Source organism: Thermostichus sp. MS-CIW-40 (assembly GCF_054058315.1).
Genome location: NZ_JBSSAC010000005.1, coordinates 69,324 through 90,915 on the forward strand (window position 1 = coordinate 69,324; position 21,592 = coordinate 90,915).

Below are 21,592 nucleotides of genomic sequence, written 5' to 3' on the forward strand. Positions count from 1 at the left end.
ACTCTGCTCAGCACAAACGAGAGGCCCAACGATGAGATAGTAAAGGAGCAAACAGCTTTTCCGGCAGCCTATGAGCCTGCGCATTGTTCCCACGACGCCCTTCCCTGGCCAGAGACCCGGCACCTCTGGCCTGCGCAAGCCGGTATCGGTGTTTCAGCAGCCCCACTACCTGGAAAACTTCGTCCAATCCATTTTTGATGTCCTAGAGGGATCCGCCGGCCAAACCCTGGTGGTGGGGGGAGATGGCCGCTACTACAACCGCGAGGCCATTCAGATCCTGCTCAAGATGGCGGCGGCCAACGGCATCGGGCGAGTCCTGGTGGGCCAAGGAGGGATCCTCTCCACGCCGGCGGTTTCCTGTCTCATCCGCAAGTACGGCGCCTACGGGGGGATCATCTTCTCTGCCAGCCACAACCCCGGCGGCCCCCAGGGGGATTTCGGCATTAAGTACAACATCGGCAACGGCGGCCCTGCCCCGGAGAAGGTGACTGAGGCCATTTACGCCGGCACCCAGCAGATCCGGGAGTACCGCATCCTGGAAGCTCCCGATGTCGATCTGGATCGCTTGGGCGAGCAACGGCTGGAATCCCTGACGGTGTCCGTCATTGACCCGGTGGCCGATTACTTGAGCCTGATGCAGCGCCTGTTCGATTTCGAGGCCATCCGCGACTACCTGGCTTCCGGGATCCGCATTGCCTTCGACGCCATGCACGCCGTCACCGGCCCCTATGCCCACGCCATTTTGCAGGGATCCCTGGGAGCGCCAGAGGGCAGTGTGCTCAACGGGCAGCCCCTGCCGGATTTTGGCGGCGGACACCCGGATCCCAACCTGGTGCATGCCCGCTCATTGGTGGAACTGTTGTTTCGGGAAGATGGGCCGGACTTTGGGGCCGCTTCCGATGGGGATGGGGATCGCAACCTGATCCTGGGCCGCCAATTTTACGTGACCCCCAGCGACAGCTTGGCAGTCTTGGCTGCCAATGCCCACCGGGTACCCGGCTACCGAGAAGGTCTGGCGGGAATTGCCCGCTCCATGCCCACCAGCCAGGCAGCAGATCGGGTGGCGGCCAAGTTGGGGATCCCTTGCTACGAGACCCCCACCGGCTGGAAATTCTTCGGCAACCTGCTGGATGCCGGCAAGGTCACCCTCTGCGGGGAAGAGAGCTTCGGTACCGGATCCCACCACATCCGGGAAAAAGACGGGCTCTGGGCCGTCCTGTTTTGGCTGAACATTTTGGCCGTTCGACGGCAGCCGGTGCGGCAGATCGTGGAAGAGCACTGGCGCACCTATGGGCGCAACGTCTACTCCCGTCACGACTACGAGGGACTGCCGGTGGAGGTGGCCGAGGCGCTGATGGAAGACTTGCGACGCTCCCTGCCCGGGTGGGTGGGCCAGCGCTTGGGATCCCACACAGTGGCTTATGCCGATGACTTCAGCTACACCGATCCCGTGGACGGCAGCACCACCAGCCACCAAGGGATCCGCATTGGCTTTGAGGATGGATCCCGCATCATCTACCGGCTTTCGGGAACCGGCACCCACGGAGCCACCCTGCGGGTGTACCTGGAGCGATTGGAGCTGGATCCCGCCCGGCATGGCCTGGATCCCCAAGTGGCCTTGGCCGAACAGATTCAACTGGCCGATCACCTTGCCCAGATTCGCGCCCGCACCGGTCGGCAGCAGCCAGACGTCATCACCTAGCCCGTCGCAACAGTGGACAGGGAGCCTTCCCAGGGAAGCGGGGATCAGGGCCTGAGGCCATCCCAGCCGGTCGCGTCGGCGTCGCGGAGCAAAAAGGTGCCGATAGGGGAGGTGATGGGAGAGGTCAGTTGAAAATCTCCCCGCTCTTGGGTGAGGCCCACCGGGCGACTGGGGAAAGCCACCAGGATCCCTTCCAAGCGCAGTGACTCTGCCACCGGATCGTAGGCAAAGCGCAGCTCAAAATCCCGCAGGTCACGGCGGACTTCCACCCGGCGGATCCCTGCTTCCGTCAGGCCCAGGCGGAGCCGCCAGTGGTTTTGCCACTGCGTGCCGAGAGTGGCATCCAGCTCCAGACCATAGGTAGAGATCTGGCCCAACCGGGGATCGTAAACCGCCTGCAGCGCATAGCTGATCCCCGGCTCATACACATCCAGGCCAGAGCGTTGATCCCGGTTAAACGTGGTGCTGCTGCGCCCCCGATATTCCAGACGGATCGGTTGCAACTGCCCTTCGTTGAGGTCGTAGGCCGTCTGCAACTGAATGTTGAACAGATCAGGAGCGGTGTTCCAGGTGAAGTTGGCGTTGAGGGTATCCCACTTCTGGGTGATGAAGTCGTAGCCAAGGCTGGTGTCCAGGCGCACCAGGTTTTTCACCTCTGCCTGCAGCTCCTGCAAGTTGCGGGAGGCAATCGCTGCCAAATCCTCCGGGGTATCGTCGGGGAAGGTCAGGGCTATCGGCAGCTCGCCGGGCAGGTCATCTTCAAAGGCAATGTAGCCTGGGGGCACATCGGGTAGGGGATCGCGGGGCGTAAAGAAGCTGATGTTGGCATTGATGCGATCCACATCTTTAGGGCTGGTGGAGAGGGTTTGGAAGGGCACAGAATTGTTGCCGTAGAAGGTGCGGCTGTAGCGCAGGTCGATGGTATTCCAGTCGGCAGGTCTGAGACTGAGGCGAGGGTTGAGGCTGACGGTAGACTCCTGGTCGGGAGTGGAGTAGAGAACTTGGGTGTAATCGATAGAACCCGGCATGAAGGTGATCCAGGGAGCCGGTTGAATATCGTTGAACTGAAGGCTGGAGCGCAGCTCGTAGCGATTGAAAAAGTGGAGGCCCGCCCCCACCTCCTGATCCGGCTGTTGCTCTTGAGTCAGGGTGAGGGCGCTGCTGAGGGCAATATCGGGCGTGATGCGAATGAGGTCGGGGTTAAAGGCCAGCTCGAAGTTGCGACGCGGCTCGTTGTCGCCATTGGAACTGCTGTAGGCACGGTAGGCCAGGCGATAGGTACCTCCCCAACCGGGTGGGGTCAGTTGAGTGCCCAGCGTCAACCGCGCATCGGCAAAGTCGGGGCCATCTTTGACGCTCACCCGCTGGTTGTAGTCCAAGCGCAGATCCGATTGCAGCCAATGCACGCCCCCGTAGCGCTGAGTGTGGCTGAGGGTGAGGGGGAAGCTGTAGATGCCCCGCTCCTGGGATCCGGTGCGGCTGATGTTGAGGGTGGTGGTGGAGAGATCCCCCTGAAAGGTGGCGTTGAGACGCAGATCGGCGTTGTCGTTGCGCCCGCCGGCAGGACGGTAGGTGTTGTCCAGGTTGAGGTTGAGCTGTCCCCGCAGTTGGCCTTCCTGCCCAAAGAGGTTGGCAGCGTAGAAGTCGAAGTTGTGGTCGATGCGGAAACGGCTGGAGAAGCGCTGTTGGTCGGCTTCGGTCACCAAGTAAAACTGGGCTCGCCCGTAGTTGACACTGTCCGGGATGGGCAGGATGTAGTCCTGCAGGAAGCCGATGCCCAAGCCTTTTTTCTGCATGACATCCAGCCGCAGGCCGCCGAAGTTGTATTCGTCGAAGCGGTAGGCCCAACTGGATTTGACAAACACCCCCTCTGTCTCGCTGCGCCCCGGCAGCACCCACTGGTGATCCCGCAGGCTGTAGATGAACAGGGGGAAATAGGCAATCTGCAGGCCCGCCCGCAGATCCCCTGCTTCTGTGAGTTCGCCGCCGGCAAACACGCGGGCGTCGTAGACGATCACCCGGTCATCGGGAAACACCTCCACCCGATCCCCTTGCACGTAGTGGGTGATGGGCGGCTCTGGCGAGGTGGTGACGGTGGCTTTCTCGAAAAAGATCTGATCCCCCAAAATGGCGGTGGTCTCTTGGCTGCGCACAAAAACCTTGGTGCCCGGCTCCTCCCCCGGCAGAATGACCAGCGAGCTCTCAAATTGGGCGGTGCGACCGGGGATATCCAGATCCAAATTTCGCCCTTCGATTTGCCGGATCCCGCGCCCTTGGGGGCCAGGGGGCTGCTCCATGCGAAAAGGGCCCTCGCTGCGCAGGCGTCGCTCCCGCCGATAAAACAGCAGCCGGTCGCCGGTGATGCGGGTGCCGTCAGCCAGTTGGATCAAGGCGTTCCCCTCGGCAATGCCCAGGTCTTGTTCGGCGATGTAGCTGAGCACATCCCCACTCACGTTGATTTGATCCGGGTCAAGGGGAATTTGCCGCTGCGCGGTGGCCGAGAGCTGCTGGCGAATCTGGGATCCCTGGCTAACGTTCCCTGTCGCCGAGACGGCATCTGCCCCGGTGCCCAGATCCCGCAAAAGGGGGAACTGCTCCAGCAGTTGAGGAGCCAGGGGTGAGCCAGCGGTGGGGATAAAGGCTTCCGTTCCCCTTGGAGGGGATCCCGTCAGCCCCGACCCAGGGGTGGCCTCTGCCAACAGGACACCGCCCAAATCCAAGCTCCCACCGGCTTGGGAGATCAGGGGAGGAATGGTCTTGGGGGAAGCTGGGATCCGGTGCAACCTTGCCTCTGAACCGGCTCCACCTTGCAGTTGGGCCGTAGCCCGGTTTTCGCCATTGGATTCCGATCGCGTTAGCGGGACGGAGTCCTTGGTGGGGCGCAGCCAGGGTTGCTCTTCCACCTGCAGGGCTTCAGCCTGAGAAGTCATGGGCTGGGAAAGCCGAAGGGAGTTCAGGGTGGGAACTGCTGCAGTGGGCGTCGCCGGTGAAGGGGGTTGGGGAGAAGGTGTTGCCTGGGCCTGCTGCGCCTGTCGCCGAGCATGGGCTGCTGCCCCTTCGGCCAACAGCCGTTGTAGCCGCTGTCGGTTCAGTTCTTCTGGCGTGAGGGGCTTTTCAGGAGAGTTGGCAAGGGGAGGAGAGACCGGGGCCGTAGGGGGTGGGGTTGCCGCAGTCAAGGCTGTAGCAGGCAGAGAAGATTGCGCCTCGGCCAAGGTGATGGGCTCCTCGTCGGCGGCAGCCATCGGTTCTGGGCTGGAAGCCCGGCGGGCCAGTTGCAGGCGCTGAGCAAGTGTTTGCGCTGACCGAAAGCGCTGGTAGCCCTCCAGAGAGAACTCCGTCCTGCCGACGCCAACAGTGGGCAGGGGGTCCAACTGGGCGAAGACGGCCTCTCCTGTCCCCAACCACAGGGAGCCGCCCCAGCAAAGAGCCAACCACTTTGCCCAAGGGCTGAAGTCAGGGGGGAAGTTGCAGGATTTCACCGTAAAAACCGCCACAGTAAAGAAAGGCCTACCCCACCGAAAATCATATTCGGCAACCAGGAAGCCAGCCAGGGATCGATGTGCTCAACTCGACCCATCGCTCGTCCCAGGCTCATCAGTACATAGTAAATAAACACCAGAACAATCGCTAGCGCCACGCCGCCGTAGCGCCCCGTTTGCCGCACCGTTTGCAGGCCCAAGGGGGCAGCCACCAAGATGGCGAAAAAGCTGGCCAAAGGAATGGCGAACTTGAGGTGGTATTCCGTCAGGCAGCGAGCCACATCGGCAGAAGGACGTTGCTCCGCTCGATATCGCTGGCACTGCTCCCACAGCTCCCCCGCCCGTTGCTCTTGGGGCACCTTTTCCGCGTACACCAGGCCCACCAGTTTGTTGACGATGTTGAGCTGCATTTCTTCCACCTGGCCTTCATAGTAGGTGCGCCCCTGCTCGTCATAACGGCGGATCACCACATCTCGCAGTTGCCACGATTGGCCCACCTGCTGCGCGGTTTGGGCGGAGATCACTTGGGGATAGCGCAGGTGGCCGGTCTCGGCCTTGCGATCCAGGATCAGCAAATCCCGCATCAAGCCGGTCTTCGGGTCAATCGATCCGACATGAAACCAGAGATCATCATCCACCCGCACGATCTCTTCTGGATTAAACAAAAGAGCATCTTGAGCCAAGATGAGGTTCTTGTTCAGGATTTTCACCTTTTGGTTGGTTTCCGGCACAATCACTTCATTGGTCAACAGCGCCAAGCCGCTGATCAGCAGGCCAATACAGAGCACGGGAATAAACACCTTGCGGTAAGGGATCCCAGCAGCACGCAGGGCGGTGATCTCGCTGTCGGCTCCCATTTTGCCCAGGGTGAGCAAGGTGGCAAAGAGGCCGGCAATGGGAAAGGTGACCACCAAAATGGCGGGCAAATTGAGGAGGAGAATGTGCAAAATGGTCAGGGGAGGGGCGCCCTTTTTCACCAGCAGATCGGCGTAGATAAAGAGCTGGTTGCCCAGCATCAGCACCGTCCCCCCGGCCACTCCCAGAAAGAAGGGGCGGATCATCTCTTTGAAGAGATAAAACTCCAAAAAGGCAGCCCCCAATTTCAGGGATCCCCAAAAGCTGCCCGCTTGAGCAGGGGTTCTGCGCAGTTTGCCCTCGGCGAGTGGAGCCGTCATGACATCACCTCGGATCACAACCTCAGCCAAACCTGGACGATCAAAAACCACAGATGGCTCCCCGAGGGGGGATCCCATCAGAGGGCGTCGGTGATGCGAAACTGAAACATGCCCTGCTGTTGCCCGTCCCCTTCGACGGTGTATTCATCTTGTTTTATGTTCAGGGTAACCAGCTTGCCACTGAGGCGATTGGCGCCCCGGCACATCTGATCCAGCGCGTTGCGGCCCGGCAGAGCTTGGGTGCTCTCCCCGGGAAGGCGGCCGACCTCTCCCCGATCGCAGAGCACCACAGGAGCCTGTTCGGCGCTGATTTTGAAAATTTGTTCTCGGTCAAAGTAATCGGCGCGATCCCCTTCGATGGCGCGGTTGGCCTGCACAATAACCACATTGCCAAAGAAGCGGGCATCGCCGCTGGCTTGGTCGATCTCCACCCGGTCGGCGTAGATCACCGTCGGCTGATCCACATCGGCCTGGGTCTCCGGGTTTTGTAGCCGCCGCGCCAGCCACTCCCCCTCGATCTGCTCGATCACCACCTCTCCCCGCAGCTCCACCTTTTCAGGGGTGATGGTGGCTTGGTTGGCCTTGGCCCTACGTCCCCGCTGGATAAACTCGACGGCATCGCTAAACTCGGAAGTACCGGTGCGGGAGTTGTAAACCAGGCGGGCAGCCCGCACCTCGGTTTCGGCTTGGCGCAGCTCCTCTGTCAGGGATCCCTCGCTGGGCGCCGGAGTGGAGGTAGCCATCTGCCGGTAGAGGACGTTGTCTTCAAAGAGGAAGATCTTGTCGCGGTGGTTGCCCTCCAGGCGGGCGGAGGTGAGCACCCGTCCGGGTTCTTCCAGGGTAACTCCTCCCGTCAACAGACTTTGGGATTCGCGGCGGCGGTAGGTGCCCTGGGCCGCCTGGATGATGGTTTCCCCCTGGCGGATCTCCAGGTTGCCTTCCCCTTGGGCAATTTGTGTGTTGCGGTCGTAGGTGAGGCGGTCGGCAATGATGGTGACTTCTTGATCCTGTTGGTCTGGGGTCGCCTCCGGGCCGGGAGAGGCCTGGGCCAAGCGCAGATCGGCCAATAAGGGATCCCGGCTGCTGTCGCCGGCCACCTCCTGTAACACCACGCCGCCGGAGAGAATGCTTTGGGCCTGTTGCCGCAGGTAGGTGCCCTGGGGAGCGCGAATCTCGATGCCGCGTTCGCGAATGCGCAGGTTCCCTTTCCCCTCGGCCACCTGGTTGGTGCGGTCGTAGGTGATCTGGTCGGCGGTGATGGTGGTGGAGGTGGGTGCCGAGCCGTTTGGGGGCAACACTATCAGCTTGCCCTGCTCGGCCCTGAGAAGGGCAAACTGAAAGTTAAACGAACCGGAGCGGCCCTGCAACACCATTTCCCGGCCTTTGAGGGTGAACTCCGCGGGCACCTCGATGCGTTCTTCGGGGGTGACTCTCAGGGCGCTGGTCAAGAGCAAGCTGCCGTCGCTGCTCCTCACCTCCACCTCCTCATCCAAATACAGCTCATCGGCGGTGGCATTGTAGCGGGCTCGCTTGGCCCGCCAAGTCATCTGCTCGCTGCTATCAAAAAAGGGATCCGGCACCCCTTTTTGCCGGTCGGCACCTTCTCCGTAGAAGTAGCCGTGTGCCCCCTGTTCAAATACCTGTTGCCCAGCTGCCAGATCCACCTGCTCGGCGATCAGTCGCCACCGCTGATGGCCTCCCCGACGACCCAAGATATCTACCCTGCGGCTGACCGAGAGGGGCTGGTCGGGGGGAGGAGACTCCACCTTCACTTCTTCGATGTCGATCGACAAGGCCCAGCCCACCAAAGCAGCCAAGATGCTGCTCCCCAACAGCGCCACTCCCAGGTTGGAATTGAAGAATCGCCGCATCCTGTTTTCGCTGCCGCCTCACCTCGACCCGAACCGATGACTCACCTCAGAGGCCATGCTCTGACCTAGCGCACTAGGCTGTAGCTTATCTCATTTTGCCGGCTGCACCGGGGGGATCCCGCGCACACCTAGCCTTAAGCCGACTTTTCAGCCTTCAGCCATAGCGGCTGAGGATGAACCCTAGCCCCAGAAACAGCCCCAGCCAAAAATGGAGACTGACGGCGATGAACTTGGAATGGCTAATCCGCTGCGGCTGGTCATAGTAAGCCCCCAGCAGGCGGGAGAGCCGCACCGCAAACGGGATCCCCGCCAAACTCAGCAGGGTCCAAGCTGGAAAGATCCCCAGCCCCACAAACAGCAGCATCAGGCCAAAAAGGCTGCCGCAGAGCCAGGGGATGAGGCGGGCCGAGCGCAAAGTCCCCAGGCGGGCCACCGGCGAGCGCTTGCCGCAGGCTAGGTCATCCTGCACTTGATGGAAATGGGAACAAAACAAGATCAAGCTGGTCGCCATCCCCACCACCAGTGAGGCTGCCAACCCCGGCAGCGACCAGGTCTGGCTTTGGCTGTAGTGGGCGGCCAAAACCGCCAGCGGCCCAAAGCTGAAAAAGCAGAGGATCTCGCCCAGGCCCTGATAGCCCAGGCGCAGGGGCGGCCCCTGGTAGGCATAGCCCAGCCCGCAGGCCAGCAGCACCAACAGCAGCACCGTGGGATCCGATTGCCGCCAGCTCAGCCACAGGATCCCCAGCAGCCCCAGAGCCAAAAAGGCATTCCCCACCCAAAACACCCGCCCCGGCTTGCCTGTCAGGTTGACCAGCGAGTGGAGTTTGTTTTTGTCCACCCCTGTCTGGGCATCGAACACGTCGTTGCTGAGGTTGACCCAGGCCAAGATGCAGATGGCGGCTCCCCAAAACACCCCCAAAACCCCCAAATCCAGTACCCCTGACTGGGCATAGGCAATGGCGGATCCCACCCAGATGGGCATGATCGCCACACTGTACATGGGGGGCTTGAGGGCAGCCATCCACAATTGCCGGCGGGAGGGGTCACTCCATGCGACCTCTGCTGCTGGCTGCACTTGGCTGACATCTGGATTCATGGGAGTTCTCCTTGGGGAGCAAGCCTGCTCTGGGGCCCGTCTCCGGATCTGTCTATATCTGTTCTGTAAGGTAGAGCGCCTTAGGAAGCATTCTCCAGGATGCTAAGAAACTTTGCAGTCCGTGAAGAAGCTCCTCAGATCTGGCCCCCAGAAGCTCAGGCTGCCGGCCCTTCTCCTAATCTCTTATCCTAAAGTCATCTTCTGCCGGTCTCCATCGACAGGTGTCCTGTTTTCGGCCAAGGTGGGATCGTTCTCTTTGCTCTTTCGCATGACCTCTTCTCTTTCCCCTCGGAATGCCCACGGTACGCTTGAGTGCCTGGAGTGGCCGAGAGCATGGCCGCCGATGCGCACTTCTGCTTGGACAGGCGAGACGGGGAATCGGCGCTACTGGGATCCCTTCCTAGCCGCCTGCCAACAGATGGCGCGGGCGCGGGGCGTTCCCCAAATCCTCAGCTTGTCGCAGCCCATCCCAGAGCTGGATCCGCTGGCGGTGCTAGCCCAGAGGCTGGGTTCGCTCCCCACAAACCGATTCCCGAGCTACTGTTATTTCTCCCACAAGGCCCACGGGGAAAGGGTGCGGGTGTTGGGATGGGGATCCCTGCGGCGGGTCGATCTCTCGGGAGAAGGGGGCTTGCAGGCGGCGCGGATTTTTGTGGAAGAGCTGCAGCCCCATTTCCATACCGCTTGCGTCGGCAGAATGGAGCCCTCGGAAGTGGGAAGATTCCCAGACAGCCGGCAGGAACGCCCCCTGTGTTTCTGTCGCCTTGGTTTCAGCCCCAGGAGTGATGGGGGGGCGGCGCTGGTGCTGCCACGTTGGCAACTGTTGCAGGTACCAGGCTCCTGGAGATCTCTGGCGGTGGCGCGGCTCAATCTGGAAATCGACCCCGAGAGCGACCTAGCGGCTTTGGCCGGGCAGATCACCGCCTTTTTTGCCCAAATGGAGCGCCTTTCTCGATCCCCCTTGCCCTCGTGGGAATTGCAAGCTCCTGTGCCAGTGAACTTGGAGGAAGCCCCCCTCTTGGCGCGCATCCAAAAAGCCCTGCAGGTGATTCAGGCGGGATCCCTGGAGAAAGTGGTGCTGGCCGAAGCCGTGGATCTGCACTTGCCTGTCCCGCCGTCAATCCCGTCCCTGCTGGCCTACCTGGAAACAGATCATCCCGATTGCAGCATCTTTGCCTTTGCCGCTGGCGTCAGCGGGCCGAAGTCCTTGGAGGCAGATGCTCGGGGGAATTTGCCGGCCAGGCCTCTCCCCCTGGTCCAAGAGGGGGCCTTTCCCCAGGTTTTCTTGGGGGCCACCCCGGAGCGCTTGCTTTCCGTGTGGCAAGGCCGGGTGCAGATCGATGCCTTAGCCGGCTCCGCCGCCCGCGGCGCCACCCCTGTCCAGGATCGCCAGCTGGCCGAGGAGCTGCTCCGCAGCCCCAAAGACCGCCGCGAACACCAGTGGGTGGTGCGCTCGATCCGGGAGGCTCTGGGTCGGTTGGGGATGGATCCCTGCATTTCCCCTCAGCCTCGGCTGCTCCGTCTAGCCAACATCCAGCATCTGCAAACCTTGATCGAGGCGGAGCTCCCCGCCGATGTACATCTGTTCGATCTGCTGGCCCAGCTCCACCCGACGGCAGCGGTGGGAGGGTATCCCCAACAGGCGGCGCTGCAGTGGCTGGAGCGGTTGGAACCCTTTGATCGCTCCAGCTATGCCGCTCCCTTGGGCTGGGTAGACTTACAGGGCAATGGCGAGTTTGTGGTGGGGATCCGCTCCGCCCTAATTCGGGGGAATTGGGCCCGCTTGTATGCCGGTGCCGGGATTGTGGCTGACTCCAACCCAGAGCAAGAGCTGGCCGAGATTCGTCTGAAGTTGCGCTCTCTGGTGCAGGCTCTGGCCTTGCGACCTGCAGCTCCTCCGCTCCCCAGCTTCTGAAGAGAGGGGATCAGGAAGATGTTTCTGCCGCCGCTGCGGGAGGTGGATACGAACCCCTCCACGAACAGCTACAGTGAGAAAGCCGGTCTTTGATTAGCCTCGGTGTCCTCTGCGGCATGGCGACCCTGAATCCCACCCATCCCCCTCGTATAGCCGGATCCCGCGCGCAAGTGGGGCTTTGGCCCGGCCTGATCCAGCACTATCGGGAATGGCTCCCCGTCAGCGCCAGCACACCTGTGGTCACGCTACATGAGGGCAACACGCCTCTGGTGCCTTCCCCGGCTTTGAGCCAACGGCTGGGGCGAGACTGTCAAGTTTACCTGAAGTTGGAGGGCCTCAACCCCACCGGTAGTTTCAAGGATCGGGGTATGACGATGGCCGTGTCCAAGGCCAAAGAGGCAGGGGCAGAGGCGATCATCTGCGCCAGCACCGGCAACACCTCGGCGGCGGCTGCTGCCTTTGCGGCCAAAGGAGGTCTGCGGGCCTATGTGCTGATCCCCGATGGCTACGTGGCCAAAGGCAAACTGGCCCAAACCCTGATGTACGGGGCGGAGATCATCGCCGTTCAAGGCAACTTCGACCAAGCGCTGGCTATGGTGCGGCAGCTGGCGGAAACCTACCCGGTGGCCCTGGTGAACTCGGTCAACCGCTTCCGCTTGGAAGGGCAGAAAACCGCCGCCTTCGAGGTGGTGGATGCTTTGGGGGATGCCCCCGATTGGCTCTGTATTCCGGTGGGCAACGCGGGCAACATCACGGCTTATTGGATGGGGTTTTGCCAGTACCGCCAGCAGGGCAAGGCTACCCGTCGCCCTCGTCTCTACGGCTTCGAGGCTGCCGGTGCTGCCCCCATGGTGTTGAACCGGGTGGTGGAACACCCAGAGACGGTGGCCACGGCCATTCGCATCGGCAATCCTGCCAGTTGGGTGAAGGCCAAGGCGGCAGTGCAGGTGAGCGGCGGTCAGGTGGATAGCGTCACCGACGAGGAGATTCTGGCAGCCTATCGTCTCCTGGCATCCGAAGAAGGGATCTTTTGCGAGCCGGCCAGCGCGGCCTCGGTGGCAGGATTGCTGAAATGGCGAGAGCAGGTGCCTGCTGGAGCACAGGTGGTGTGCGTGCTGACGGGCAATGGCCTTAAGGATCCGGACACGGCCAGCCACCAGGGATCCGCTCCTATCCACACCGGCGTTGTCCCTGAGCTGTCCGCTGTTGCTCGTCTGATGGGTTTCTAGCAGAAACCGCCCGCTGGTTAGGGTCAGGCGTTCCCCTTGGGCGGCGCTCCGTCGCCTATCGGGCATCGCCATCTGGCAAGCGGCATTCCTCTCTCGGCCATACGCTACAGCCCCAGCTCAAAGCCCGCATTGTGCGGAAAGGGCTGTGTCGAGAAATTCCCGAATTAGGGGCAGCACTTGTTCCCCATGCAAGGCAGGGATGGCGTGGCCGGCCCCGGCCAGGATCTTGAGCTGAGCCCCAGGGATCCCTTCGGCATAGGTTTGGCAGTGCCAGAGGGGAATGGTGTCGTCCTGTTCAGCGGCGATCACCAGGGTGGGGGCCTGAATGTAGTTGAGATAACGTTCAACCGTATCGACGGCAGCTTGTGGGCGCAGACGTTGTCGGAGAAATTGCCGAGCGACCGGCTGCTGACGCAGGGATCCCCGCAACCACAAGAGCTGGGCCAGCTTGTCTTCCCAATGCCACCAGCGGGCCAGCGGAGCGATCGCCCGCAACAGCCAATCCACCCAAGCGCTTTCCCAGAGCAAGGGCCGCAAATGGTTGTAGCGTCTCACAAAGCTGTCGTCGCGGATCCCGGCAGGAGCCAACAAAACCAACCCCCGCAGCGGATACCGCACGGCGTAAGCTGCCGCCACCCATCCCCCAAAGGAATGGCCCACCAAAACCGGAGCAGCTAGGCCCAGCCTTTGGACAAATCCGCGCACAAACTCTACTTCTGCAGCGATGTCGTAGTGCAAGGCCGGTTGGCCAGACTGCCCGAACCCCAGCAAATCTAAGGCAATGCAGCGATATTCGTCTCCCAACCCTTGCATCAGCGGCCACCAGTTGGCATGAGTGGCCATAAAGCCATGCAGAAACAGCAGTGGGATCCCCTTTCCCCAGTCTCGATAGGCAGCCCAACAGGACTCTGCCCCTGCGATGCTCAGCCCTTTCAATTCCACCCTGTGCAGCGGGATCTCTTGAACGCGGGCCTGTAACTCCGCCAAGCGCTGGGCCAGGGGGAGTCGTTCCAACAGCGTTTGCCTGGTCATCGGCTTGGGGTCAGTAGACACAGACAGATTCAGCAGATGCAGTTTCTTCCGGAGCAGCATTGGCTACAGCGAATGCACCTATACGGAAATATCTCTCGTATCTCTTTGAACAGGGATCCTGCTCAATCCACCGGAATCTACCTGGGATCCCATCAACTCGGAAAAGGCCGTAACGCATCGCAACTTAGCCGATCAACTGCAAATGGGGCGGGGGAGTTTTCAGCCAGTCTTGGCGGGTCAGCAGCCCTTGGAGGAAGCGGGTGGCTGCCTGCGATTGATAGCGCTCCGGGTTAAAAGCCAGCCAGAGGGTACGCCGTATCTGTAGCCCTTCCACCGCCAGCTTCCGGAACCGCCCCTGTTCCACATCGGATCCCACTGCCACCGTAGACAAAAAGGCCACCCCCAAACCCGCCTGGACAGCATTTTTGATCGCTTCAATCGAGCTGAGTTCCAGCCGCACGTTCAATTGGGCCGGGTTAATGCCGTGGCGGTTCAGTACCCGATCGATGGTTTGCCGGGTGGACGACTGGGGATCCAAGGTGATGAAGGGCAAAGCCAGCAGATCCACAAGCGCAGGAGAGTCGATGGCACAGCCGGGGGCACCGACCAACACATATTCATCTTCCGCCAGAGCCATCACCTTCAAGTGCCGCTGCAGCTCAAAGGGGATCTCCCCGCCAACAATGGCCACGTCCAATTGGCCGTCCACCAACTTCTGGGCAATTCGCCGCGTGGATTGCACCAAGAGCTGCACGGAAATTTGTGGGTAGCGGCGGTGATATTGCGCGATCAAAGAAGGCATGACATAGGTGCCCACCGTTTGGCTGGCCCCCAGAACCAGATGCCCCCCCTCCATTTTCTGCAAATCCGCTAGGGCCTCGACGGCCTCACGGCACAGCTTGAGGATGCGCTCGCTGTACTGCAGCACCACTTTCCCGGCATCCGTCAGCTCCACCTTGCGCCCACTGCGGTCGAACAGCACCACTCCCAACTGTCGCTCCAGGTTCTGTACTTGCAAGCTGACGGCAGGCTGGGAGACAAACAGGCTATCGGCAGCACGGCGAAAACTACCCTGCTGGGCAATTGCCCGCACGATGAGGAGCTGATCTAGAGTAAACGGCAACTCATCCGCCATAGGGAACTCCAAACCCCACAGTGGGATCCCTTACGTTTCCCTGAAAAGCTGGGCAGCCCGCGTTTGGAAACCCACACGAGATCATCATAAACAAGCGAGAAATCCCAAGAGAACGGTTCAACCCTTTCCCGGCAGCTCGGCTCTGGGGGGTGACCAGCCAAGAGTGGAGAGGAGAGCTCAGAATCTTCGGGCTGTTTCTCTGCCATTCGGAGCAGCTATGCCCACAATACCTACCTGATACATTTACGCTGAACACTGCTGAACATCACTGTTCAACTATGCAGCGATAGCATTCTGTTTGTTTCCAAACAGAATGGCGGTATCCCGCAAAGCTTTGAGTAGAATACCCAAAGCGCAGTTTCCGTGTCGTCTTACTACCAATTTTCTGCTTTGCTTTGGCTACCATGTTGGCAGACTCGAAAGTAAACAGAAAGATCAACTGGTAGTAATCCGTACTGAACATATTATACATTATTTCCAGTATAGTTGAGCTTATTATTGACTAGAGTCATGCTCTCACCGACCGGCGGAAGATGGCTGTTGAGATTATTCTCAACAAACAGGCCGGCAATTCCAGCTCTGGGTTTGGCTTGGTCTCTAGCGAGGGCCGTAGGTTGTCCAATAGCCGCGTCCTTGTCTTTTGGCTGCATCGGCAGCTTCAGTAAGAATGGGGCCGTACTTCAAGCCATCGGTTTGTGGCGACAACAGGCCATGCCCCAAAAACAGCATTTCCTGGTTGATGAGGGTATTGGCTTGCCAAACGTAGGCAGGCAAGGTGGGAGCAGGGGCTAGGGCAGGATCCAACTCCAAAAACACCTCACGTCCCAGCAGAGCAGTCTGCAGATATTGGCCGGCATTGTAAACTGCCAGAGGGGTTTGTCCGCGCAACTCTGTCCAGTTGGGGTTGATCGGGTCAGGCAAGGGATCGATCCCGATCAGTTGCACCAGCCGCAAATCCAAATCCCCTTCAAGCTGAACAACCAGGGTGTTGTAGTTGACCACCCGAAACACGGTTGCACGTTTGAGGTCGCGCAGATCCGGACGCGCCACCAATGTTAAAGCCCAAGCGGGTGATGTCGAGAATATCAAAGGCAAGGCCAGAAAGCTGCCCAGCTTGATCAGGCTCCGTCCATTGGGTGCCAGCAGGGATCTGGAGCGGGGGGAAGTCGGAGCAGAACGCAGGGATTTTTGCAGCATGGACTTTAGCCGTTGCATGGCGGACTTGACAATAGGGATGGTTCGCATGCTTGACCTTTGGATCTCACACCGCCCTCACACCGCCGCCTACTGGGCTTCAACGCGGGATCCGGCTCACCTGCCGTCACTCTACAAAAAATTGGGGCAGATGGGTCAGGTCTGGAAAATCTCTCTCGATTTTTGTCTTGATTTTTAGATGTGCTACCCATCCGGTCAGCAGTTGTCAGCGCTGACAACCTGTGGTTGGTCATTTCGATTCAAACTGGGACACTGTACCCACACCTAAAACATGCATGAAACATGCATGGGGCCACAGGGCTTTTCTCAGCTGCCCAGGCGTCTCACCCTAAACTGAAGTGACTAAGTCCTTCCGAGCAGCAGGATTGTCTTTTGGTCTTCTCTCTTTGCGAAGGAAAGGGGGAGTGCTTGGAAACCTTTTCAATTCAGTTTGAAACAATTACAGTTGTCCAACTCTCAAATCTCTCAAAAGCGCAGCCCCTAGAGGGTAGCAGGGTTCTTTTCGACTGCTTCGGACAAGAGGGAGTTGACCAGCACGGTTACCAACCCCAGTCGATTGCCCGCCAAAATATCCGTCAACAGGCGGTCTCCCACCATAGCCACTGCTTCTACCGGCAAGCCCATCTGGGCTACGGCCCGCCGCAAGGCCCGCCGTGAGGGTTTCCCAGCGCGGTGAATGTAGGGCAGGTTCAGGCTTTCTCCGATTTGTTGGATGCGGCTGCGATTGAGGTTGTTGCTCACCAGCCAAATTTGAAAGTGCGGACGCAACTGCTCCAGCCAAGCAGCCACAGCGGGATCCACCTCAACCTGTCGGCTCGGCACCAGTGTACCGTCTACGTCAAAGATGATGCCTTTTACCTGCCAGGCCCACAGGTCTTCTGCCCGCAACTTTAAGACAGTGCCGGCCACCACCAGATCCGGTTGCAGGAGCTTGAACCAAGGTTTGTGTACCATCCGCTCCGAAAGACCTACGAAACGCTAACAAACACTGCCAGAGTGTTCAGTGCCTGCCGCGCTTCTGCTTCCTTCCTGCTTCAGCGACCCATGACTAGCGGCAGAGTTCACCCCCACCACCCCGCCAGAGGAGTCTCCACAGGCGTCACTTCCCCCAGAGCTTGGGGTAGTTCTGTACCACCGCAACAGGTTTAGGGCTGCATTCAAGTCGCGGTCTAGCTCCAGACCACAACACGGGCAGCAAAACACCCTTTCCTGCAGTGGCATCTTCTGTCGGTGCCCACACCCTGAACACAGTTGGCTGGACGGATAAAACCTATCCGCCACCACCACCTGACAGCCGTAGAGCCGGGCCTTGTACTCTAGCTGTCGCCGTTCGCGATAGCGGGACGGAGTCCTCAACTCGTAGAACCCACAGTCTGACAGGGATCCCGCCAGTTTGCGGTTCTTGAGCAGGTTCCTCACCTGCAAGTCCTCTATCACCACCACTCGGTATTTCTTGGCCAGGTAAGTCGTCAGCTTGTGCAGACTGTCTTGCCGATCGCGTAAGCGGGACGGAGTCCTTATGTCTGCCACCCGCTTGTGAGCTTTGCCCAACTGCACCACTGCCTTCTTGCGGTTGGCAGAGCCTTTCTGCTTGCGGCTCAGCCGCCGTTGTAGCCTAACCAAACGCTTCCTCGCCTTGCGGTAGGGCTTTGGATTTGCGAATACTTCCCCGTCGGAGCAGGTGGCCAGGTGATGGATACCTAAGTCCACTCCCACCACCTCTCCGGTCTTCTCCGCCTGGAGTGTTGGAGCTTCGTACTTGAAGGAGATGTACCAATATCCGGCTCTCAAGCTGACAACCACATTCTTGGGCGTGGTCGCCGGAAGCAGCTCTGCACAGCGCAGCCAACCAAATATGGGCACCTTGATGCGGTTGCCAGAAATGCGGATGCTGCCTTCTAGGTAAAAGCTGTCCTGCACCCCCTTGCGCTTGAAGCGGGGAAACTGACCTAGCCCCTTGCGCCAGCGCTTAAGGGCCTGCTCCAGGTTGCGGAGTGCCTGCTGAGGGGCGCATTTGGAGACCTGGTAGTACCAGGGATGCGCTTGCTTCACTTCAGCTACCAGGCGCTTGTGCAGGTCAATGGCGGTGGGGAGTTTTTGCTGGTTCTCCAGGGCTTGCCGACAGACCTCTAGGCCCCAGTTGTAGGCGTGGCGGGCTACCCCAGCATGTTGAGCTGCTAGAGTTGTTTGCTTGTGGTTGAGGATGAGTTGTGTTTGGAAGCCCAGTAACATGTCCGCCACACCGCAAAGCGTCCATGAGTTTCGTGCAACTTTTGGCTTGGCGCTCACCAGCCTCTTCCAGCTTTAGGTAGCCAATGTTGACTACTGTAAGGTTTTCGGCCTACTGCTGTCAGCCCTCCTCGGCTAAGGACTTGGTTGAGGACTATGGTGGGATCCCTGGGCAGCTTGCCGACGCTCTTGAATAATTTGCAATTGGGCTGCCTCGTGCTCTGCTAGGGTTTTGCTGAAAACGTGGGTGCCATCGTAGCGGGCCACAAAGTAGAGATAGTCGGTTTGCTCAGGCTGCAAAACGGCTTTTAAGCTGGCCAAGCCCGGGCTGGCGATGGGGCCGGGGGGCAAACCCGGGTTGAGGTAGGTGTTGTAGGGAGAGGGGGTACGCACCTCCGCAAGGGTGAGGCGGCGATCTGGGGTTTGCCGGATATTCAAGGCATATTCCACCGTCGGATCGGCTCCCAGGGGGATCCCTTTCTTAAGCCGGTTCAGAAAGACACCTGCAATCAAAGCGCGTTCTTCCGGCACCACGGCCTCCCGCTCCACAATGCTGGCCAAGGTGACCCACTCGTGCAGAGACAGGGAAGGGGTATGTTGGCGGAACAGGGGCAGGGCCACCGCGACAAATCGCTGCAGCATGGCGTTGACCACTATTTGGGCCTTTTCTTGATCCGGCAGGGATCCCTCCACCTGTTCGATGGGGAAAAGATAGGTGTCTGGGAACAGGTAGCCTTCTAGAGAGCTCAAGTGGGGGGGCAGCCAATCGAGGGGGGGAATCACCCGGGTCACGGCAATGAAGGCATCGGCTGCCAGCCAGTTGCGCTGGGCCAGAGCCTCTGCCATTTGCTCGATGCGCCAACCCTCCGGGATGGTCAGACGTCTTTGCAGGATCCTTCCCTGCCGCAGTTGCTGGGCCACGGCCAGCATGTCCTGGTTGGGATCCAAAGCGTAGGTGCCCGCCTGAAACACCCAGTCGCGCCCGAAGGTGCGGCTCCACAGCTCCCAAGCCAGAGCTGAGCGAATCACCCCTGCTTGGCGCAGTTTTTGCCCGATCAGACGGTTGCTGCTGCCCGGCTGGATTGTTACTTGGATCGGTTCTGGGCCGCCCACCGGCTGGAGCCAGGTCTGCCACTGCCAGTAGCCCAATCCCCCGACCAGAACCAACAGGAAAATCAAGCTCTGCAAAAGACGCCGACCCCAGCGTTCGCGTAAGCGTTGCGTAGCAACATGGGGTGACCTGGGTATAGCGCCTTGGGCAGCAGAGCATTTGGGCAAGACGGGATCCTTTTGGGCCGAATGCTGAACCTGATCTGTCATTGCCTTTCCCTCCAAACGGCCTGAGCACACCCTTGAGCCAGGCTATCCTTCGGACTCAATCCTGGCTGGGGCGTCGCCGGACTCTCAAGGCCGATTTCCCCCCTAACTTGGGATCAACTCTCCTGGGCTGGGGATCCCGTTGTTCTCGACCGTCCGCTGTCCGATCCAAGTGCCGATGGGTTCTCCCTGCACCACTCGATAAATATTGCCAGGGGTAGTCAGGTCAAAGACCACGATGGGCAATTGATTTTCCTTGCAGAGGGCGATGGCGGTGCTGTCCATAACCCGCAGATCGCGGTTCAGCACATCCTGATAGCTGAGGACATCGTAGCGGCGGGCCTGAGGGTGAGTCTTGGGATCCGCATCGTAAACTCCGTCCACCTTGGTGGCTTTGAAAATCACCTCGGCATCGATCTCCGCCGCCCGCAAGGCCGCAGTGGTATCGGTGGTGAAGAAGGGGTTGCCAGATCCTGCCCCAAAAATCACCACCCGCCCCTTTTCCAGGTGACGAATGGCGCGGCGACGAATGTAGGGCTCTGCCACCTCTTGCATGGCGATGGCCGTCTGCACCCGGGTGGGGATCCCGGCTCGCTCGATGGCATCCTGCAGGGTTAAGGCGTTGATGACGGTGGCCAGCATCCCTACGTAGTCGGCAGAAGCCTGATCCATCCCTTGGGCAGCCGCCTCTTTGCGCCCGCGCCAGATGTTACCCCCTCCCACCACAATCGCCACTTGCACACCGGCCCGTACCACTGAGGCCACTTCGCCGGCAATGGACTTCAAGACCTCGGGGTCGATCCCGTAGGGGCGCTCCCCCATCAGGGCTTCACCACTCAACTTCAGTAGAATCCGTCGATATTTCATGCTTATCCGCTCCGGCCCACCCCTGCATACGATAGCAGGTTTGTTGAACTAGCTCCGCTCACAGGATTGACCGACAGAGCATCTCGACAAAAACAACCTTACTGCTGTTCTTCGCCAGCGCTGGCCTCGTTGTCGCGGGGGGCAGAACGGAAGCGGCGGCCATTGCGAGCACGACTCTTTTGGAACTGTTTGGCATATTCGCGGTTGCGCTCGGCTTTTTCCCGCTTCAGATTGCGTTTTTTGGCCATGCTGGTTTTCCTGACCGGTTGTCCGGACTCAAGTGAAGGTCCTCAGTTTGAAGTGTCAAAGTGAGGCGCTCTTAATCCTATCACGCTTTGCCGAAGCCATCCTGAAGCCCTCTGCTCAGCCGGCTATGGGCAGGGATCCCCACAACAAGACTAGGCCCATCACAACAAACCCCACGCCTGCCAGGGTTTTGATCCAGCGAGGTGGGATCAGGCGGGCCACCCAAGCTCCTGCCCACACCCCAATTAGGCTGGTGCTGATCAAAGCAGCAGCAGCGCCCAAAAAGATTACCCCAGCGTTTTGCGAGCGGGCACTGAGGAGCAGGGTCGCCAATTGGGTTTTATCGCCCATTTCGGCCAGCAGAATCGAGCCAAAGCTCACTAGGGCGGCCCGTCCGGCCATTTGCCGCAGCAAAAAAGACGGGGTTCGGCTGTCGTTGTCTTGGATCAACACGTTCCTCGGTTGTTCTCCACTCTGTCCTGCCGGGTTGGCATCGGCTGCTCAGGGAGGCTAGCCCTCTGGGAGCTTGTTCCCCCGCCACTCCTGCCATAATACATAGCCCCCGATCATCAGGAACCCTGCACCCGCCAACCATTGTAGCCAGCCCGGGGGAATGACTTGGCCCAGACCTTCTCCCAGCACCACGCTGAAAAAACTGGCGGTCACCAAGGCACTGGCGGAACCGAAAAAGATCGCCCAAGGCGATTGGGATTGGGCACTCATGAGCAAGGTTGCCAACTGGGTTTTGTCGCCCATTTCCGCCACAAACACGGTTAAAAAAGTAACAAGCCAGAGCTGCAGCGGGGATCCCTCTGGGAGATTGCCGTCGGAAGAGGGGGGGTTAGGGAGGGGCGGTGTCGTCGGAAGTCCAATCTCGGGGGCGGAAGACAAGGCCAAACTCTCCCCGGCAGGCTGGAAATCCACAGCGGATCCATCCCCGTAGAGATAGTGCTGCCCAACGGCCAAGAAACCGAAACAGAGAGCCGAGGACAAAACAATCAGCCCCAAGCCCAGGGCCATTTGCCCCTGCCAAGAACGCGGCGAAGCCATGGCGTCAGACCCTAACCACCGACATGCAGCTTAT

The 21,592-nt window shown here is 60.0% G+C and carries 17 protein-coding genes; 3 read left to right on the forward strand and 14 right to left on the reverse strand.

The window, feature by feature from the left end; genetic code table 11:
* Positions 1-70: 70 nt before the first annotated feature.
* Positions 71-1,702 (forward strand): alpha-D-glucose phosphate-specific phosphoglucomutase, encoded by a 1,632-nt coding sequence (locus ACVWXF_RS03105; RefSeq protein ID WP_457473596.1) that lies wholly within the window; start codon positions 71-73, stop codon positions 1,700-1,702.
* 44 nt (positions 1,703-1,746) lie between these two features.
* On the opposite strand, the gene ACVWXF_RS03110 is transcribed toward ACVWXF_RS03105, so the two are convergent.
* From ACVWXF_RS03110 to menA, 4 genes are all read right to left on the reverse strand, one after another.
* Positions 1,747-5,196 carry a hypothetical protein gene (locus ACVWXF_RS03110; protein ID WP_457473597.1) on the reverse strand — a complete coding sequence of 1,150 codons (3,450 nt, stop codon included), beginning with the start codon at positions 5,194-5,196 and terminating at the stop codon, positions 1,747-1,749.
* On the reverse strand, positions 5,178-6,356 hold the full coding sequence (locus ACVWXF_RS03115; RefSeq protein WP_457473598.1) for an LptF/LptG family permease: 1,179 nt from the start codon (positions 6,354-6,356) through the stop codon (positions 5,178-5,180). Before ACVWXF_RS03115 ends, ACVWXF_RS03110 begins: the two co-directional genes overlap by 19 nt.
* Before the next feature lie 77 nt (positions 6,357-6,433).
* Positions 6,434-8,227 carry an LptA/OstA family protein gene (locus ACVWXF_RS03120; RefSeq protein WP_457473599.1) on the reverse strand — a complete coding sequence of 598 codons (1,794 nt, stop codon included), beginning with the start codon at positions 8,225-8,227 and terminating at the stop codon, positions 6,434-6,436.
* Positions 8,228-8,381: 154 nt separating this feature from the next.
* Complete coding sequence (menA, locus tag ACVWXF_RS03125) at positions 8,382-9,323, reverse strand: 2-carboxy-1,4-naphthoquinone phytyltransferase (RefSeq protein WP_457473600.1); 942 nt, start codon at positions 9,321-9,323, stop codon at positions 8,382-8,384.
* A gap of 343 nt (positions 9,324-9,666) precedes the next feature.
* Between menA and ACVWXF_RS03130 the strand changes: the two genes are divergently transcribed.
* The gene (locus tag ACVWXF_RS03130; protein WP_457473601.1) at positions 9,667-11,238 is read left to right on the forward strand and encodes an isochorismate synthase; all 1,572 of its coding nucleotides are present in this window, start codon (positions 9,667-9,669) and stop codon (positions 11,236-11,238) included.
* 116 nt (positions 11,239-11,354) lie between these two features.
* Positions 11,355-12,467 carry a threonine synthase gene (gene thrC / locus ACVWXF_RS03135; protein ID WP_457384265.1) on the forward strand — a complete coding sequence of 371 codons (1,113 nt, stop codon included), beginning with the start codon at positions 11,355-11,357 and terminating at the stop codon, positions 12,465-12,467.
* 117 nt (positions 12,468-12,584) lie between these two features.
* Here thrC and ACVWXF_RS03140 read toward each other — a convergent pair whose 3' ends face one another.
* From ACVWXF_RS03140 to ACVWXF_RS03185, 10 genes are all read right to left on the reverse strand, one after another.
* Entirely contained in the window at positions 12,585-13,499 is a 915-nt protein-coding gene (locus ACVWXF_RS03140; protein ID WP_457473602.1) for an alpha/beta fold hydrolase, read from the reverse strand.
* Positions 13,500-13,683: 184 nt separating this feature from the next.
* Positions 13,684-14,634 (reverse strand): LysR substrate-binding domain-containing protein, encoded by a 951-nt coding sequence (locus ACVWXF_RS03145; protein ID WP_011433865.1) that lies wholly within the window; start codon positions 14,632-14,634, stop codon positions 13,684-13,686.
* A 597-nt stretch (positions 14,635-15,231) separates the two neighbouring features.
* The gene (locus ACVWXF_RS03150; protein WP_457473603.1) at positions 15,232-15,879 is read right to left on the reverse strand and encodes a thermonuclease family protein; all 648 of its coding nucleotides are present in this window, start codon (positions 15,877-15,879) and stop codon (positions 15,232-15,234) included.
* A 450-nt stretch (positions 15,880-16,329) separates the two neighbouring features.
* Positions 16,330-16,803: a YqeG family HAD IIIA-type phosphatase gene (locus tag ACVWXF_RS03155; RefSeq protein WP_414329713.1), complete on the reverse strand. Its 474-nt coding sequence runs from the start codon at positions 16,801-16,803 to the stop codon at positions 16,330-16,332.
* Between the two features lie 24 nt (positions 16,804-16,827).
* Entirely contained in the window at positions 16,828-18,081 is a 1,254-nt protein-coding gene (locus tag ACVWXF_RS03160; RefSeq protein ID WP_457473604.1) for an RNA-guided endonuclease InsQ/TnpB family protein, read from the reverse strand.
* Positions 18,082-18,213: 132 nt separating this feature from the next.
* A complete protein-coding gene (mltG, locus tag ACVWXF_RS03165) occupies positions 18,214-19,398 on the reverse strand; it encodes an endolytic transglycosylase MltG (protein ID WP_457473605.1) in 1,185 nt (394 codons plus the stop codon).
* A 102-nt stretch (positions 19,399-19,500) separates the two neighbouring features.
* Positions 19,501-20,262, reverse strand: coding sequence for a UMP kinase (pyrH, locus tag ACVWXF_RS03170; RefSeq protein WP_011433861.1), 762 nt, complete (start codon positions 20,260-20,262; stop codon positions 19,501-19,503).
* Positions 20,263-20,360: 98 nt separating this feature from the next.
* Positions 20,361-20,510, reverse strand: a complete 150-nt coding sequence (locus ACVWXF_RS03175; protein WP_011433860.1) for a hypothetical protein — start codon at positions 20,508-20,510, stop codon at positions 20,361-20,363.
* Positions 20,511-20,625: 115 nt separating this feature from the next.
* A complete protein-coding gene (locus ACVWXF_RS03180; protein WP_011433859.1) occupies positions 20,626-20,961 on the reverse strand; it encodes a TMEM165/GDT1 family protein in 336 nt (111 codons plus the stop codon).
* 57 nt (positions 20,962-21,018) lie between these two features.
* Positions 21,019-21,558 (reverse strand): TMEM165/GDT1 family protein, encoded by a 540-nt coding sequence (locus tag ACVWXF_RS03185; RefSeq protein ID WP_457473606.1) that lies wholly within the window; start codon positions 21,556-21,558, stop codon positions 21,019-21,021.
* Positions 21,559-21,592: the final 34 nt, after the last annotated feature.

Excerpts from the sequence above, each read along its gene's own strand:
- ACVWXF_RS03105 (WP_457473596.1), top strand. The coding sequence starts at position 71 with ATGAGCCTGCGCATTGTTCCCACGACGCCCTTCCCTGGCCAGAGACCC.
- ACVWXF_RS03115 (WP_457473598.1), bottom strand. The coding sequence starts at position 6,356 with ATGACGGCTCCACTCGCCGAGGGCAAACTGCGCAGAACCCCTGCTCAA.
- ACVWXF_RS03120 (WP_457473599.1), bottom strand. The coding sequence starts at position 8,227 with ATGCGGCGATTCTTCAATTCCAACCTGGGAGTGGCGCTGTTGGGGAGC.
- menA (WP_457473600.1), bottom strand. The coding sequence starts at position 9,323 with ATGAATCCAGATGTCAGCCAAGTGCAGCCAGCAGCAGAGGTCGCATGG.
- ACVWXF_RS03130 (WP_457473601.1), top strand. The coding sequence starts at position 9,667 with ATGCGCACTTCTGCTTGGACAGGCGAGACGGGGAATCGGCGCTACTGG.
- thrC (WP_457384265.1), top strand. The coding sequence starts at position 11,355 with ATGGCGACCCTGAATCCCACCCATCCCCCTCGTATAGCCGGATCCCGC.
- ACVWXF_RS03140 (WP_457473602.1), bottom strand. The coding sequence starts at position 13,499 with ATGACCAGGCAAACGCTGTTGGAACGACTCCCCCTGGCCCAGCGCTTG.
- ACVWXF_RS03145 (WP_011433865.1), bottom strand. The coding sequence starts at position 14,634 with ATGGCGGATGAGTTGCCGTTTACTCTAGATCAGCTCCTCATCGTGCGG.
- ACVWXF_RS03150 (WP_457473603.1), bottom strand. The coding sequence starts at position 15,879 with ATGCGAACCATCCCTATTGTCAAGTCCGCCATGCAACGGCTAAAGTCC.
- ACVWXF_RS03155 (WP_414329713.1), bottom strand. The coding sequence starts at position 16,803 with ATGGTACACAAACCTTGGTTCAAGCTCCTGCAACCGGATCTGGTGGTG.
- ACVWXF_RS03160 (WP_457473604.1), bottom strand. The coding sequence starts at position 18,081 with ATGTTACTGGGCTTCCAAACACAACTCATCCTCAACCACAAGCAAACA.
- mltG (WP_457473605.1), bottom strand. The coding sequence starts at position 19,398 with ATGACAGATCAGGTTCAGCATTCGGCCCAAAAGGATCCCGTCTTGCCC.
- pyrH (WP_011433861.1), bottom strand. The coding sequence starts at position 20,262 with ATGAAATATCGACGGATTCTACTGAAGTTGAGTGGTGAAGCCCTGATG.
- ACVWXF_RS03175 (WP_011433860.1), bottom strand. The coding sequence starts at position 20,510 with ATGGCCAAAAAACGCAATCTGAAGCGGGAAAAAGCCGAGCGCAACCGC.
- ACVWXF_RS03185 (WP_457473606.1), bottom strand. The coding sequence starts at position 21,558 with ATGGCTTCGCCGCGTTCTTGGCAGGGGCAAATGGCCCTGGGCTTGGGG.